The following is a 14618-nucleotide window of genomic DNA, read 5'->3' as shown; positions in this document are numbered from 1 at the left end:
GAGCCCCCTTGCCGATCCTGATTGGTCACCGCGGCGCGCCCTTACAGCTGCTGGAGAACACCGTCGGCTCCCTGCGGCTGGCGCGCGAACTGGGCGCCGACGCGGTGGAGTTCGACGTACGCGCCAGCCGCGACGGGCACCCGGTGTTGCTGCACGACCGTACGCTCGACCGCTTCTGGGGACGCCCCTCGCCCGTGAGTGAGCTGACCGTGGCGGAGCTACGCGAGCTGCGCTGCGGCGAGCACCCCGAGGCCCGGATCGCCACGCTGGACGAGGTCGCCGAGAAGGTGGACCTGCGACTGGTGGTCGACGGCAAGGACCCCGCCCTGGTCCCTGCCATCATCGAGACCCTGCGCCGCTGCGACGCGCTCGCCCGCTCCTGCTTCATCGGCGCCCCCGACGTGCTCGGCGCCGTCAGGGACGCGTTGCCCGACGCCGAGCTCATCCTGTCCTGGTCAGGTACGGAGTCACCCGCCCCTGACCTACTCGACCGGCTGCGCCCGAGCACGATCAACCTGCCATGGAAGGACTTCGCCGAGCCCGTGTGCCGGGCCGCGCTGCAAGGCGGATACCAGGTGTGGACGTACTCGGTCGACACCCGCGCGGACGCCGAGCGGGCGAAGCGGCTCGGCGTCGAGGGCCTCATCAGCAACGACCTGCCGAGCATCGCATGACCGCCCCGCTGAACGAATGGCACGACCTGGCCATCCGACTCGCCGCCTGGGCCGGCGACGTGATCGCGAACGGACGCCCCGACCCCGCCACCGCCGAGACGAAGGTCAACGCCGGTGACTGGGTGACCTCGTTCGACCGGGAGGTCGAACAGCACGTCCGCGGCGAACTCCGGCGCCTGCTGCCCGACCATCGCGTGGTCGGCGAGGAGTACGGCGCCGACCCCGAAGACGCGGCGGTGACCTGGTACCTCGACCCGATCGACGGCACCACCAACTTCGTGCACGGAGTGCCCTGGGTGGCCTTCAGTCTGGCCGCCTGCGACGAACGCGGCGCGGCGGTGGGCGTGGTCGCCGACGTGTACCGCGGCGAGGTCTTCAGCGCCGTCCGCGGCGGCGGCGCCCGGCTCAATGGCGAGCCGGTGCGCTGCGCCCAGGACGCGGCCGTCACCGGCGGCGTGCTGCTCACTGAGTGGTCCCGGCAGGACGCCTGGCCCGGCATGTACGACTACCTCTCACGCATCTCCGCGACCTGCGGATCCACCCGGATCATGGGGTCGTGCGCACTCGCGCTGGCCACCGTCGGCGCCGGCCGGGCGGCGGGCGTGGTGCTGCCCGGCCACTACAACGCGTGGGACGTGGCGGCCGGCGTACTGATCGCCAGGGAGTCCGGCGCGCTGATCTACGACCGCGAGGGCCCGCACGACGACGTGCCGCTGCAGGGCGTGCTGGCCGCCCCTGCGAGCTCGGCCGAGGAGCTGTGGCGTGCGTGGGTGGGAACGCCATGAGTTCGGCCTCCCTGTCCCCCGGGCGGCACCGGCGCAAGGATGTCGTCGTGGCGTTGTGCTTCCTGGCACCCGCCACCGCGGTGTTCGTGCTGTTCGGCTTCTACCCGCTGGTCAGGACCATCTGGCTGAGCGTGGCAGCCAGCGACATCTTCGGCAACGTCACCGGATTCGTCGGCTTGGACAGGTACGGGGAGTTCTTCTCCGACCCCGCGCTGCGGCGGGTGCTGCTCATCACGCTCATGTTCGTCCTGCTGACCGTGCTGCCCACGCTGCTGATCGGGCTGTTCCTGGCACTCGTGTTGCAGGCCAGGGTGCCGGGTATCGGCTTCTTCCGCACACTGATGGCCACGCCGTTCGCCTTCTCCGCCGCCTCGGCGGCAGTGGTCTTCGACATCTTCTACAGCCCCAGCGTCGGCCTGTTCAACGGGCTGCTCGACCTGGCCGGCCTGCCAGTGGTCGAGTGGCTGACCGATCCTGCGACAGCGCTGCCGAGCCTGGCCCTGGTATCGGTCTGGCGTGACCTCGGCTACGCCATGCTCGTCTTCTCCGCCGGGCTGCAGGCCATCCCGGAATCGCTGTTCGAGGCGGCGCGCACCGACGGGGCGGGGCGCTGGACACTGCTGTGGCGCATCGTGCTGCCGCTGCTCAGCCCGACGATGTTCTTCCTGCTGGTGGTCTCCACGATCAGCTCGCTGCAGACCTTCGGTGAGATCAACATCCTCACCGGCGGCGGCCCCGACGGCGCGACCACCACCCTGGTCTACGGGCTCTACCAGTCGGCGTTCGCCTTCGGCAGCAGCGACTACGGACTCGCGTCCGTCCAGGCCGTGGTGCTGCTCGTCCTCGTCATGGTGATCACGATCATCCAGTTCCGGTTTCTGCAACGGAAGGTGTTCTACGGATGAGGAAGGCAGCCGCCCTCGCCGGGCTGACCGTGCTGCTGGCGATCGTCATCTTCCCGCTCTACTACGCGATCGCGGGCTCGCTGATGACTCAGGAGGACCTCACCAGGTTCCCGCCCGCGGTGTTCCCGAGCGGGCTGAACTGGGACAACTTCGCCGGCGTACTGCACGCGGTGCCCCTGGCCCGGCAATACCTGAACAGCATCGTCGTCTCGCTCTGCGTGGTGGCGGGCGTCCTCGTCACATCCGTGCTGGCCGGGTACGCGTTCACGTTCCTGGACTTCCCGTTCAGGCGGTTCGCGTTCGCGATGTTCCTGTCCACGATGATGATCCCCGCCGAGGCATCGATCATCCCGAACTACCTGACCATGGCGGACTGGGGGCTGGTGAACACCTTCCCCGCGCTCATCCTGCCGTTCCTGGCCAGCGGGTTCGGCACGTTCATGATGCGGCAGTTCTTCATGACCTTCCCCCGGGAGGTGTACGAGGCGGCCAAGGTCGAAGGCTGCGGGCACCTGCGCTTCCTGTGGTCCATCCTCGTGCCGCTGTCGCGGCCCGCGCTCGGCACACTGGCGGTCTACTCCTTCATCGGCACCTACAACCACTACTTCTGGCCGCTGCTGGTCACCAACACCCCCTCCATGCAGACCCTGCAGATCGGGCTCGACCAGCTCAACTCGGTCGAAGAGCGGGCGCCGAACCTCATCCTGGCCGGGGTGGTCATGGCTGTCATCCCCATGCTGATCATGATCTACGCCTTCCAACGGCACATCGTCCGCGGATTGACCACGGGAGCGGTGAAATGAGCACTCTGCTGCCGGGCGAGCCGCTCGGCGCGGGCACCGACGAGGTGTACCGGCGCCTGAAGCGCGGCCCCGACGAGCCGCACCGCCTTCGCTCGGACTTCACGCCGCCGCTCGCCCCCGGCCGGGTCGGCGGCCGGGTCGTGGCCACGCTCGCCCACCTCACCGACCTGCACGTGGTCGACCCCGGTTCTCCGGCCCGCCTTGACTTCGCGATGCGGTCGGGAGCCGGCCGGCCCGCCTGGGGCGGCGCGGTGGACTGGGTGTTCCGCCCGCAGGAGTCGCTCACCCCGTACGCGGTCAGGTCGATGGTCTCGACGCTGGCCGGGCTGCCCATCGACGTCTGCGTGGTGACCGGGGACAACATCGACAACGGCCAGACGAACGAACTGAACGCCTACCTGGCGCTGCTCGACGGCGGCGAGGTACGGCTGGCGCCCGCCTACCACGGCCCGCAACGCCTCGACTGGGACGACCACTGGTACTGGCGGCCCGACCCCGGTGACGATCAGTACAAACGGCGATGGGGCTTCCCCACCCACCCGGGACTGCTCGACCTGGCCTCATCCCCGTTCACCGCCGCTCCACTCGGCCACCCATGGCTCGGTTGCCTGGGCAACCACGACCTGCTGGTCGGCGGCGCCAGCCAGGGCCACGCCCACCTGGGCGACCTCGTGACGAGCGACCGCAAGCCCATCGAACTGCCCGACAACATCCCCTGCGGGCTCGACACACTGCTGTCCGACCCGGCCACCCTGTTCTCCGGACGCTCGCGACCAGTCCCGGCCGTGCCGGAGCGGGCCTTCGCGGGCCGTATGGAGCTGATCAGGCGGCATCTCGGCCATGGGTTCACCGAGGAGAACCTGCGCGACGGGACCGGCTACTACACCTACGACCCAGTACCGGGCCTGCGGGTGATCACGCTGGACACCAACCACGCACCCGGCCACTGGGACGGCAGCATGGACCAGCGGCAGCTCGCCTGGCTGGAAGACCAGCTCGCCAGGACACACGGGCCGGACGCCCCGCTGGTGGTGCTGGCCTCGCACCACGCGACCGCCTCGATGAACAACCGCTACGGAGTCTGCCCCGACCGGCAGGCCGACCGTGCCTACGCGGCCGAGGTCCTGAGCACGGCCCTGCGTTGCCCGAACGTCGTGCTCTGGCTCAACGGACACCACCATGCCAACCGGATCACCGCCCACTACCGGGCCGGCGGCGGCGGACTGTACGAGGTGACCACCGCGTCGATCACCGACTGGCCTAGCCAGGCCCGCCTCATCGAGATCGCGATCGAGCCGACCGGCGAGAGCCGGCTGACCACCACCATGATCGACCACGCGGCCCCGGCCACCGTCTCCGGCGACCTGGCGGACCCTGCCCAGCTCGCCACCCTGCATCGGGAGCTGGCCTACAACGACGGCGTACGCGCCGGGCGGCGCGGCGCCGAAGGCTCCCCGGCAGACCGCAACGTCCACCTGTACCTCCCACCGCGCTGACCTGCCGAGAACCCGGCCACCCCCCTTCCTTTAGGAGAACGACATGCCGCCCTTAGACCGGCGTCACCTGCTCCGCGCTGCCATCGTCGGCGGCACCGCCTCCGCCGCCGCGATGGCGACGGCGGCTGCCGCCGCCGCCTCTCCCACACCGCAGGAGACCCCCTCGCAGGCTCCGAACCCGTCGGCGGCCCACACCGGCACCTCCGACTTCATGGTGGTGAACGTCCGCGACCACGGCGCCAAGGGCGACGGCGCGACCGACGACACTGCCGCCATCCAGGCCGCGCTCAATGCCGGCAAGGGCACGACCGTCTACCTGCCACCCGGCACGTACCTGGTCTCGAACATGCTCAGCGTCTTCTCCAAGACGACCGTCCTCGCGACCTCGGCCACGGTGGTCAAGCGCACGGCCGGCCCGGCCCTGCTCGGCAACGGCGTACTGGGTGACTTCAGCGCCACCAAATGGGACGGTGAATCCGACATCGTCATCCATGGCGGCGTGTGGGACGTCAACGCGGGCGCGGTGAGCGCCAGCGCCGCCGGCTTCGGATTCAGCCACGGACAAAACATCCGGGTGTACGACGTGACCATCCGCGATGTACAGCGCCACCATGCGATCGAACTTTGTGGCGTGAAGTCCGCCAGAGTCGTCAACTGCCGTTTCCTCGGATTCTCCGACCCGGACGGCAACCGCGGCTACTCCGAGGCCATCCAGATGGACTACGCCGGAGGCCCCAGCCACTTCGGGCTGTTCGGCGCACCCGACTTCTACGGGTGCCAGGACATCGAGGTCAGCGGATGTTACTGCGGCCCCTCAGAGACGCTTCCATCCTTCCCCCGGCTGGCCGGCTCCCACGGCGGCCCGAACGGACACCAGCACACCGGGCTGCGCGTGCTCGGCAACTACGCCGAGGGTTGCACCGAGTGGGCCATCCGCCTCTACGACTGGGGGGACGCGCTGGTCGAAGGCAACCAGATCGTCAACGGCGGTGGCGGCATCCAGATCGGCCCCGCCGGGGTGCAGCCCAGCGCCAACATCATCGTCCGCGGCAACATCCTGCGCGGACTGAAGGGCGTCAAGGAGGCCGCCGGCCGCCCTACGGATGCCGCCATTTGCGTGGGCAGGCTCAACGAGTCACGCACCAGCCGCCTGGTCATCGACGCCAACATCGTGCAGGACGTCACCATGGAGGGCATCGCCGTCTTCCGTACCGATCACGCCGTCGTCTCCGGCAACCACACAGCCCGCACCGGCGGCGTGGGCATCCGGATCAACAACTCACCGCGCACGGTCGTCTCGGGCAACACCATCGAGCAGCCCGGGAAGGAGGGTATCGTCGCCCACCTCGGGAGCAACGGCAGCCTGATCACCGGCAACATCATCAAGGACTCCGGCGCGTACGGCATCGGCATCACCGATAAGATCTCCGACGTGGCCGTCCGGGACAACACCGTCCTCGGCTCGGGCACCACAGCCGGCACCGAAGCGGGCCTGCGGGTCAGCAACAACGCCAACCGTACGAGCCTGGTCGGCAACACCGTACGACGCCGAGGCAGCGGGAACGAGGCCGCCTACGGGCTGTCCATCACCGCCGCCTGCACCGGCACCTGGTACACCGGCAACGACCTGCGCGACTCGGGGGCGACCGGCCCGGTCAGCGACAGCGGCGCCGGTTCCCAGACCAGCCCGGGAGGGCCCTCCTGACGGCGTTGATCGTCACGGCGCTGTTCGCCCTGTTCACCGGCTACAACGACGCGGGGGCGGTGATCGGTCTCGGACTGCGGGCGCGCGGCCTGCGGCCGCTTACCGCCCTGCTCCTGCTGGCGCTGGCGGTCGTGGCTGCGCCGCTGGCCGTCGGCACGGCGGTGGCCGCCACGCTCAGCACGCGGCTGGTGTCGTTCGAGGGCGGCCGGGCGCCGCTGCTGGCCGCAATAGCGGCGGCGGTCCTGGTCACCGTGGTCCTGGCCACCTGCCGCCTGCCCACCAGCCTGACGCTCGCCCTCATCGGCGGCGTCTCGGGGGCGGGCCTGGGGGCGGGGGCCTCGGTCGACTGGTCCTTGGTGGCAACGGTCCTGGCCACCGCCGCGGTCGCGCCGTTCGCGGGGGCGCTCACCGCCCGCGCGGTCACGTGGCTGGTCGGGGTGGTGCCGGCGGGCAAGGGCGCAGGGGAACGGCTGCGCCGCATGCACGTGACGGCCTTCGCGGCCACGTGCGTGGCGTACGGCGCGAACGACGGCCAGAAGCTCCTGGCCGTCTACGCCGCAGTCCACGCGGTGCCCGCTGACCGGGCCGCCACATCGATCACAGCGCAGGCTCTGCTGGTCGGCTGCTTCCTGGCCGGGGCGGTGCTGGGCCTGCGCAGGCTCGCGGCCAGCATCGGCGGCGGGCTCGCCGCGGCCGACACCAGCGCGATCGTGGTAACCGAGACATCCGGTGCGGCCGTGGTGCTCGGCACCGCCCTGATCGGCGCCCCCGTGAGCATGACCCAGTCCCTGTCCGGCGCCATGATCGGCACCGGTCTGGCCCGCGGAACAAGGAGAGTGAGATGGCGAGCGGTACTACACCTGGGAACGGCCTGGTTGCTCACGCTGCCCATGGCCCTGGCCTGTGGCGCGGTGGGCGGCGCGGTAGCCGTCGCGGTGGCGCCGTGAGGTCGCTGTTCCGCGATCTGTCCGGGCGTACCGACCGCGTCCTCATCGAGCAGATCATTACGCAGCTCGACGCGGCCGCGGCGGGCGTGTGGCTGGCCACGGCGTCGGCCACTGGCGAGATCGACCCGGCGACGGCCCGCGCGCGGATGGTCGAGGTGGAGCACGAGGGGGACGAGGCCCGCGCGGCGCTGGTCGGCCAGATGCGCCGCAGCCTCACCTCGCCCATCGACCGTGAGGACCTCTTCCGCTTCTCCCGCGCTATCGACGACGTCCTCGACGCGGTGCGGGACTTCGTCAGGGAGCTGCACCTGTTCGCCGCGCCGCCCGACCCGTCGTACGCGAACCCGCTCCAGGCCCTGTCGGCCGGCATCGAGCAGCTCACGGAGGCGGCCCGGCTGCTGCCCGCCCGCCCCCGCGCCGCTGCCGAGGCCGCCAGGGGAGCCAAGAAGCCCGGCGTACGGGTCGCCTACCAGCTCTCGCTGGCCGAGGTCCTGTCGGCCCCGCTCACCCGCGACACCATCAAGGTGACGCTTCTGCTGACCCGCCTGGACGCCGCGGGAACCAGCCTTGCCGCGGCCGTGGACACCCTGGCCGACGGCGTGATCAAGCGCTACCAGTGACAACCTGGGTGATCTCCGGTTCCGTCACGCGGCTCGGCAGTACTCGTTGATCGCCCCCAAGCACTTTTGCGATATTCGATGCGACTTCGAGTCGTGTGTGCAGCGCTCTCTTTTATGGGGTGCTGTGTGACCTCGGCGGCGATCCGGTCGACACCATCGTTGAGTTTCAGCACCCGTTCGGCTTGTTCCAGAAGCCGGGTGACCAGCCGGAAATTGCCTGCGGTGGTGCGGTTGATCGCGGCGATGGCCTCGGTTGTGGTGGCGTCAGGCCGAGGTGGGCGAAGGCTGTGGTCAGGACGGTGGCGAGTCGAGTGCGAGCAGGAGTGACGCAAATCTGTGGATATCTCGGCCCGGCTACATCGGGAAGCGGCCGCGGCGGATGCGCCAGTGGCGGCCGGCCTTCAGGTGGTCGACGATCGCGCGCTGGAGCACAGTGCGGCGCGGCAGCTGGTCGAGCGGCGTGGTCAGGGTGCGGAACACGAACCGCAGCACCTCGACGTCGGCGTCCTGCCCCTCCGGCTCCTCGTAGGGCTCCAGCTCGAACCTCCGCTGGAACCGGACGATGTTGGAGTCCCCGGGCATGTACTCCAGTAACTGCGGGTCCAGCAGCCACGAGCCGCAGGAGAACTCCGTGTAGCGCTCGCCGGGAAAGTGGCGTGGGAAGAACGCGCGGGCCTCGTCGAGCGACGCCGTGACCGCCTCCGGGGTCATCGGCCCCGACTCGGGAATGTGCAGGCTGATGGTGGTGCCGCCGCGATGGTGCTGCAGTCGGCCCAGCTCGTAGATGCCGCCGCGCGCGTGCAATGTCAGCCAGCTCTGCATGACCGGCCAGCCCTCGCGGTGCATCCGCCGGTCGATCGCGAGATTGCGGCCCAGGTCCGCGAGGGTCACCCACGACACGGCATCGGGGATGCCGTGGTCGCGGTGGTAGCCCATGGCGACGTCGACCAGGGCCAGGTACGCGTACACGTAGAGGTGCCGCCAGGCGGGGCCCCGTTCGCGCGGCAGCTCCGGACCGGGCGGCAGCCAGCCGTGTCCCCCGAGATCGGCGCGGACCAGGGCGATCGAGCGGTCGAGCAGCCAGCGCAGCTCCGGAGTCCACAGGGGAGAGCCGGGGTCGGGCCAGCCCGCCATGATCTCGACGGCGTCGTCCGGCCGCACCGCGAGCCGGTCGAGGATCGCGGGCGCGTCGGCCTTGGCGGGCAGCGGAGCCGACGGCCGGTCGCCGGCGAGCTGGTGTACGCGGTCGACGTCCTCGGCGGGTACCCCGAGCCGGGCGGCGACGTCGTCCAGATCCACATGGACGATCCTACGATCAACGGCAACGCGACGGAGGAAGGTCAAGGGATCTACCTTTTTGCCCGTTTTGTCGATCTCCTGCTTTCCTCGGTGCGAGAGGTCTGCGAGCAGGGTCACCAACTGCCTTCAGCCGGTTGACGGGGCGACGAACGGACCCTCAGGCGAGGGCAGCTGTCCGACGCCACCGTTCGAGCCGAGCAACCTCTGGCCCGGCAGCTGTACGGCCGGCGCCGGCCGTACAGCTCACGCACTCACGACCACGAACCGGGAGGTGCCCTATCGAGTACCAGACTCCAGCCGGGGGCACATCGAGCCGAGAAGAACGACGCGGCTCAGATTTGGAAAGGCTCAAACCGCGGCCGGCTGGTCGGCCTTGCCGTGCGCCTCCAACGAAAGGTCCTGCCAGTCGGCCCACATCTTGAGCCGGTCGGCGTAGGCCTGCTGGATCATCGGGTGGAAGCCCTGGCCGAAGAGAACCCGCAGCGGTGGGTTGTCGGAGTCCACCAGCTTGAGCAGCGCCTGGGCCGCCGCGGCCGGGTCGCCGGCGGGCAGCTTGCCGGCCATCGCGCCGAGGCGCCGGCGGAGGCCGGCGTAGGCCGGGTCGGGCTCGGCCATGTGGCCGTTGTTGAGCGGGTCGGGGTTCTTGCCGGAGCGGGTGGCGAATCCGCCGGGCTCGATGATGGTCACCTTGACACCGAAGTCGGCGACCTCACCGGCGAGGGCCTCGTTCAAGCCCTCCAAGGCCCACTTGGAGGCGTGGTAGGCGCCGCCGAGCGGCATGGCGATCAGGCCGGCGGCCGAGGACAGCTGGATGATGCGTCCCGAGCGCTGCTCGCGCAGGTAGGGCAGCGCGGCCTGGACCACCCACACCGCGCCGAACAGGTTGGTCTCCAGCTGGTCGCGCAGTTGCTGCTCGGTCAGCTCTTCGACCGCGCCGACCTGGGCGTAGCCGGCGTTGTTCACGATGACGTCCAGGCGGCCGAAGTGCTCGGCGGCCCGCGCCACGCTCTCGAAGACGGCCGCCTTGTCGGTCACGTCCATCGCGAGCGGGAGCACCGCGTCGCCGTAGGCGGCGACCAGGTCGTCAAGGCTCTCGGCCTTCCGGGCGGCCGCGGCCACCTTGTCGCCACGAGACAGTGCTGCCTCGACAAAGCTGCGGCCCAGGCCGCGGGACGAACCAGTGACGAACCAGACCTTGCTCATGATGATCTTCCATTCTTTCGTTGCCGACTGCCGGACACGAGACGCCGACGACCTGATCCCTGTGACAGGTGCGGCTCTGTGATCTAGGCCATAGAGTATGTAGATGTGCAGTCATTGCACTCTCGTGCAATGATTGCATCAAGATATACTCATGCCACGAACGGCCGTCAAGTCGGCTGCGGACCGACCCGAGGAATGCCAGGGGGCACGATGACGAGTGACGAACCAGTCCGCCGCGGCGGACGCGAAGCGCAGCGCCGCCGCACTCGCAAGGCGATCGTCGACGCGGCGGTCCGCCTGAGCGCCATCGGAGTAACGCCGTCCATCGACGAGATCGCGGCCGCCGCCGACGTGTCACGCCGCACGATCTACATGCACTTCCCGACCCTCGACCACCTGCTGATCGACGCGACGGCGGGCGCGCTCAACGAGCCGCCGGTCGAAGCGGCACTGGCCGACCCCGCGCTCGCCAACGATCCTGTTGCCCGCGTAGACGCCCTCATCCGGACACTGCTGGAGTACTCACCGCAATCCCTTCCCCTGGGCCGCCGGCTGATCCGTCTAACCGTCGATCCGGCGCCGAACGACGCTCAGGAGCGAGCCACCCCGCGCCGGACTCGCCGCCGGGTGGAATGGCTGGAACAGGCCTGCGAACCACTCCGGAGCACCCTCAGCGAGGAACGGTTCCAGCGCCTCATCTCGGCCCTGACCATCGTGGTCGGCTGGGAGGCGCAGATCGCCCTACGCGACGTCCGCGGCCTTGACCCTCAGGCCGAGCAGGAGGCCATCACCTGGGCCGCACGCGCCCTGGTAGAGGCAGCGATCAAGGAAGGGTGACCTCCGCCAGGAACTGCCCCGTCTCAGCACCCGGTCAGCCCGCCATCCTGTCCTGGTGGCTCCCGCCTGGTGACCTATCGCGAGGACAAGCCATGCCGCACCGGCCCTCCCCAACCGTCGGACGGTGTGGATGACACCGGCGCCCTTGCAGGTAGGGCAGGCGACCTCGGAGGTGGCGCTGAACCAGCCCGGCCGCGGCGAGGCCTTCATACCAAGCAGCACCGTTGTTTCCGCTCGTACACCGGGAGGGCACGGCCCAGATCGCCCGCCGCCCCCACCAAGCGCTTGCCGACAGCCTTGTCAGCCCCAGGTACTACAAGAGAGTTCAACCCCAGCGGTGACGCGGTCGACGGCCTCCGTTTCGTAGCTTTCCGAGCATGCTCAGAATGCTCACGCTCGCCGGAAGTCTCGCGTTCGGCGCGGTCCTGGCGCTGCCCGGCCAGCACAGTGGCCGGCTTGTGAAGGTCTACGGCGACCTGGCCACCGCCGATCGGGTCGCCATCGTGGTGCCGGGGGCCGACACCACGGTGGCCACCTTCGAAGCGAGTACGAAGCGGCCGGGAGGCGCGGCGCGGGCGCTGCTGGCCGAGGCCGCCAAGGTGGGCCACGGCGAGCGGCTGGCCGTGATCGCCTGGCTCGGTTATGACGCGCCGCCTACGTGGAGCCTGGGCGCCATCACCGACACGGCGGCCGTCGAGGGGGCGAAGGCGCTGCGCCGTACCGTCGTGGAACTGCACGCGCGGACGTCCGCGCCGATCGCGTTACTGTGCCACAGCTACGGCTCGGTGGTGTGCGCCAAGGCCGGGACGGACCTGCCCGTCGCGGATGTGGCACTGTTCGGAAGCCCCGGCATCGACGCATCGTCCGGCCACGCACCGGCTGGCCGGGCGCCATCAGACCACCCGCCGTCCGACCAGGAACCGTCCGACGGGGCTCCGTCCGATGGGGCCCTGCCCGACCACCATCTGTCTGACGCGTCATATCGTCCTCCCTCCGACCACGGAGTGTCCAGCCCGGCGCCGTCTGTCACCAGGGTGTGGGCGGGTGTAGGTGGTAGTGATTGGATCAGGTTCGTGCCGAAGGTGAAGCTCGGGCCGCTTGGTTTCGGGGCCGACGCGCTGAGTCCCGGGTACGGAGCGCGGGTGTTTGAGGTGGGTCCCGGCGGGCACAGTGACTACTTCGCACCAGGAACGCCGTCGTTGCGCAATCTCACGCTGATCGCCCTCGGCCGCCCCGGCGATGTGACGGCTGCGGCGCCAGCATGACAGGGTCGGGTTTAATGACAGAGTGTCGTCATCAACTTGACGGGCCCGTCCAGGGTTTGTGACACTTTGTCATGAAAGACCTGGCAACACATTGGGGTGAAGCGTGACGTCGTTCTCCGAGACCTTGAAGAACGCCACTTGGGGCGACCACGAGTCGGCCGAGGACGAGAGCTACCTCAAAGAGCTGATGAGCGGCCGGTTGAGCGAGCACGACTACGGCGAGCTCGTCGCCCAGCACTACTTCGCCTACCTCGCCCTCGACGGCGCCGCCAAGGCCCTGGCCGATCACCCGGTGGCCGGCCGGTTCGTCTTCCCGGAGCTCTATCGGGAGCAGGCACTGGAGCGTGACCTGCAGACCGTCTACGGTGCCGGCTGGCGCGACCGGATCGTGCCCTCGAAGGCGACCCGGACCCTGGTGGCGCGGATCGAGCAGGTGGCCGACTGGCCGGGCGGTTATATCGCCCACCACTACACCCGCTACATGGGCGACCTGTCGGGCGGGCAGTTCATCCGGATGGAGCTGCAGAAGATCTACGGCTACCAGAAGGGCGGCGGGGTCGACTTCTACCTATTCGACGAGGTCGGCAGCCTGCCCCGATTCAAGAACGAATATCGTGCCCGCCTCGACGCGCTGCCCTTCGGCGAGCGGGAGCAGCATCGCGTGATCCGTGAGGTCAAGCTGGCCTACCAGCTCAACACCGAGGTACTCGGCGAGCTGCTCCACGTGATCAAGGCCGCAGCATAGGGTGCCTGAGAGGCTGGTCCATCCCACACCTCTCGTACGCGAAGTCCGGCCTATAGAAGTCGGCCTATAGCGGGATGGACACCGGCCTACCATGGACGCATGCCCCGCATCTCCGCAGCCACCATCGGTGAGCACCGAGCCCAGACGCGTGATCGCATCCTCGAGGCCGTCGCCCGCCTGTCGAGGGTGCAGGGGATCGACGCCATCTCCATGACGGACGTGGCGAACGAGGCCGAGATCACCCGGACCGTCCTCTACAACTACTACCCGGACAAGGCCGCCCTGCTGCTGGCCTTCACCGAGCGGGTCACCAGCTACTTCATCGAAAGCTACGAGCAGGAGCTGCCGGCCGTCGCCTCCCCCGCCGACCGGCTGCGGGTGTTCGTCCGGCTGCAGCTGACCGGCCTGCTGGCGCACCCGCACCCTGGAGCGGCGGATCTCAGCGCCGCCCTCGGCCCTGACGCCTACCAGCAGCTCGCCGAGCACGTGGCGCCCATGCAGCGCATCCTGGTGGAGATCTTGGAGAGCGGGATCGAGTCGGCCGATTTCCAGGTGGTCGACGTCGAGGCGACGGCCCGAATGATCATCGCGGTGATCGGCGCGGAGCGGGTGCCTCTGATCAGTGGCGCGGTGACCGTCGAGGCGGCGGGCCAGTTGGTGACGGGCTTCGTGCTAAGGGCTCTGGGCGCTGAGAGCCCTGCGGATCACCTCACCCCTGAGAGCCCTGCGGATCACCTCACCCCTGAGAGCCCTGCGGAACGCCTCACCTCCTGAGAGCCTGGGCAACGCCTCTCGTCAACTTGGCCCGGCCCGTCCACGACAGATCGCGGTGAATTGTCGGTCCTCCTCACTACCTTCGAGGTAGATCACCGAGGAGGTTCGCATGTTCCGTCAGGGAGACATCCTGATCGTTCCGGTCGCCGAGGACTCGGTGCCCAACCATCTGAAATCCGCACCATCCGCGCCCCGTGACGCGCGCGGCCGCCTCGTGCTCGCGCTCGGCGAGGCCACCGGCCATACCCACGCCATCCCGGGCCCGGGGACGTTGCTGGTCGATCGGGGCTCGTCCTATCTGCGCCTGCCCTTTGGCGGACGGCTGGTCCATGAGGAGCATGCCGAGATCTCGCTGCCCAAGGGGTGGTTCCGGGTGGTCAGGCAGCGCGAATACGTCCCGGGTGCCTACCGGCTCGTCGCCGACTGACAGTGGCTCTGTGGGCGAGTCCCCCACCGCGGCCTGGCCCAGCCGGCTGACAGTGGCTCTGTCGGTGAGCCCCCACCCCGGCCTGGCCCAGCCAACTGACAGTGGCTCTGTCGGTGAGCCCCCACCGTGGCCT

The 14618-nt window shown here is 69.5% G+C and carries 15 protein-coding genes; 13 read left to right on the top strand and 2 right to left on the bottom strand.

Annotation, left to right across the window (positions count from 1 at the left end):
• Positions 1-8 precede the first annotated feature (8 nt).
• The 8 genes from ACIBO2_RS27180 to ACIBO2_RS27145 are packed head-to-tail and all read left to right on the top strand — an operon-like array spanning position 9 to position 7935.
• Positions 9-674, top strand: coding sequence for a glycerophosphodiester phosphodiesterase family protein (locus tag ACIBO2_RS27180; RefSeq protein WP_358550487.1), 666 nt, complete (start codon positions 9-11; stop codon positions 672-674).
• On the top strand, positions 671-1459 hold the full coding sequence (locus ACIBO2_RS27175; RefSeq protein ID WP_358550485.1) for an inositol monophosphatase family protein: 789 nt from the start codon (positions 671-673) through the stop codon (positions 1457-1459). Before ACIBO2_RS27180 ends, ACIBO2_RS27175 begins: the two co-directional genes overlap by 4 nt.
• Entirely contained in the window at positions 1456-2364 is a 909-nt protein-coding gene (locus ACIBO2_RS27170) for a carbohydrate ABC transporter permease (RefSeq protein WP_397300303.1), read from the top strand. The genes ACIBO2_RS27175 and ACIBO2_RS27170 overlap by 4 nt, the downstream gene beginning before the upstream one ends.
• Complete coding sequence (locus ACIBO2_RS27165) at positions 2361-3167, top strand: carbohydrate ABC transporter permease (protein WP_358550481.1); 807 nt, start codon at positions 2361-2363, stop codon at positions 3165-3167. The genes ACIBO2_RS27170 and ACIBO2_RS27165 overlap by 4 nt, the downstream gene beginning before the upstream one ends.
• Positions 3164-4663 carry a metallophosphoesterase gene (locus ACIBO2_RS27160; protein WP_397300300.1) on the top strand — a complete coding sequence of 500 codons (1500 nt, stop codon included), beginning with the start codon at positions 3164-3166 and terminating at the stop codon, positions 4661-4663. Before ACIBO2_RS27165 ends, ACIBO2_RS27160 begins: the two co-directional genes overlap by 4 nt.
• A gap of 43 nt (positions 4664-4706) precedes the next feature.
• Positions 4707-6368, top strand: coding sequence for a right-handed parallel beta-helix repeat-containing protein (locus ACIBO2_RS27155; RefSeq protein WP_358550477.1), 1662 nt, complete (start codon positions 4707-4709; stop codon positions 6366-6368).
• Between the two features lie 5 nt (positions 6369-6373).
• A complete protein-coding gene (locus tag ACIBO2_RS27150; protein WP_358550475.1) occupies positions 6374-7315 on the top strand; it encodes an inorganic phosphate transporter in 942 nt (313 codons plus the stop codon).
• A complete protein-coding gene (locus ACIBO2_RS27145) occupies positions 7312-7935 on the top strand; it encodes a DUF47 domain-containing protein (protein WP_397300296.1) in 624 nt (207 codons plus the stop codon). Before ACIBO2_RS27150 ends, ACIBO2_RS27145 begins: the two co-directional genes overlap by 4 nt.
• Positions 7936-8289: 354 nt before the next feature.
• Here ACIBO2_RS27145 and ACIBO2_RS27140 read toward each other — a convergent pair whose 3' ends face one another.
• Together ACIBO2_RS27140 and ACIBO2_RS27135 are read right to left on the bottom strand one after the other, a co-directional pair.
• Positions 8290-9234, bottom strand: a complete 945-nt coding sequence (locus tag ACIBO2_RS27140; RefSeq protein ID WP_397300293.1) for an acyltransferase domain-containing protein — start codon at positions 9232-9234, stop codon at positions 8290-8292.
• Positions 9235-9582: 348 nt separating this feature from the next.
• Positions 9583-10437 (bottom strand): SDR family NAD(P)-dependent oxidoreductase, encoded by an 855-nt coding sequence (locus tag ACIBO2_RS27135; protein ID WP_358550469.1) that lies wholly within the window; start codon positions 10435-10437, stop codon positions 9583-9585.
• Between the two features lie 210 nt (positions 10438-10647).
• Between ACIBO2_RS27135 and ACIBO2_RS27130 the strand changes: the two genes are divergently transcribed.
• The 5 genes from ACIBO2_RS27130 to ACIBO2_RS27110 all read left to right on the top strand — a co-directional run bounded on the left by ACIBO2_RS27130 (position 10648) and on the right by ACIBO2_RS27110 (position 14485).
• Positions 10648-11274 (top strand): TetR/AcrR family transcriptional regulator, encoded by a 627-nt coding sequence (locus ACIBO2_RS27130; protein WP_358550467.1) that lies wholly within the window; start codon positions 10648-10650, stop codon positions 11272-11274.
• Positions 11275-11651: 377 nt separating this feature from the next.
• Entirely contained in the window at positions 11652-12539 is an 888-nt protein-coding gene (locus ACIBO2_RS27125) for an alpha/beta hydrolase (protein ID WP_358550465.1), read from the top strand.
• Positions 12540-12642: 103 nt separating this feature from the next.
• Positions 12643-13284, top strand: coding sequence for a biliverdin-producing heme oxygenase (locus tag ACIBO2_RS27120; RefSeq protein ID WP_358550463.1), 642 nt, complete (start codon positions 12643-12645; stop codon positions 13282-13284).
• Between the two features lie 99 nt (positions 13285-13383).
• Positions 13384-14058, top strand: a complete 675-nt coding sequence (locus tag ACIBO2_RS27115) for a TetR/AcrR family transcriptional regulator (RefSeq protein ID WP_397300288.1) — start codon at positions 13384-13386, stop codon at positions 14056-14058.
• Positions 14059-14167: 109 nt separating this feature from the next.
• Positions 14168-14485 (top strand): hypothetical protein, encoded by a 318-nt coding sequence (locus ACIBO2_RS27110; protein ID WP_358550459.1) that lies wholly within the window; start codon positions 14168-14170, stop codon positions 14483-14485.
• The last annotated feature ends 133 nt before the right edge of the window (positions 14486-14618 follow it).

Source organism: Nonomuraea sp. NPDC050022 (genome assembly GCF_044460705.1).
Lineage (GTDB): Bacteria > Actinomycetota > Actinomycetes > Streptosporangiales > Streptosporangiaceae > Nonomuraea.
This window is presented reverse-complemented; position numbering and strand designations above follow the sequence as displayed.

Bases quoted from the DNA above. Each gene is read 5' to 3' on its own strand.
- ACIBO2_RS27130 (WP_358550467.1), top strand. From the start codon at position 10,648: ATGACGAGTGACGAACCAGTCCGCCGCGGCGGACGCGAAGCGCAGCGC.
- ACIBO2_RS27160 (WP_397300300.1), top strand. From the start codon at position 3,164: ATGAGCACTCTGCTGCCGGGCGAGCCGCTCGGCGCGGGCACCGACGAG.
- ACIBO2_RS27175 (WP_358550485.1), top strand. From the start codon at position 671: ATGACCGCCCCGCTGAACGAATGGCACGACCTGGCCATCCGACTCGCC.
- ACIBO2_RS27170 (WP_397300303.1), top strand. From the start codon at position 1,456: ATGAGTTCGGCCTCCCTGTCCCCCGGGCGGCACCGGCGCAAGGATGTC.
- ACIBO2_RS27110 (WP_358550459.1), top strand. From the start codon at position 14,168: ATGTTCCGTCAGGGAGACATCCTGATCGTTCCGGTCGCCGAGGACTCG.
- ACIBO2_RS27165 (WP_358550481.1), top strand. From the start codon at position 2,361: ATGAGGAAGGCAGCCGCCCTCGCCGGGCTGACCGTGCTGCTGGCGATC.
- ACIBO2_RS27155 (WP_358550477.1), top strand. From the start codon at position 4,707: ATGCCGCCCTTAGACCGGCGTCACCTGCTCCGCGCTGCCATCGTCGGC.
- ACIBO2_RS27135 (WP_358550469.1), bottom strand. From the start codon at position 10,437: ATGAGCAAGGTCTGGTTCGTCACTGGTTCGTCCCGCGGCCTGGGCCGC.
- ACIBO2_RS27125 (WP_358550465.1), top strand. From the start codon at position 11,652: ATGCTCAGAATGCTCACGCTCGCCGGAAGTCTCGCGTTCGGCGCGGTC.
- ACIBO2_RS27115 (WP_397300288.1), top strand. From the start codon at position 13,384: ATGCCCCGCATCTCCGCAGCCACCATCGGTGAGCACCGAGCCCAGACG.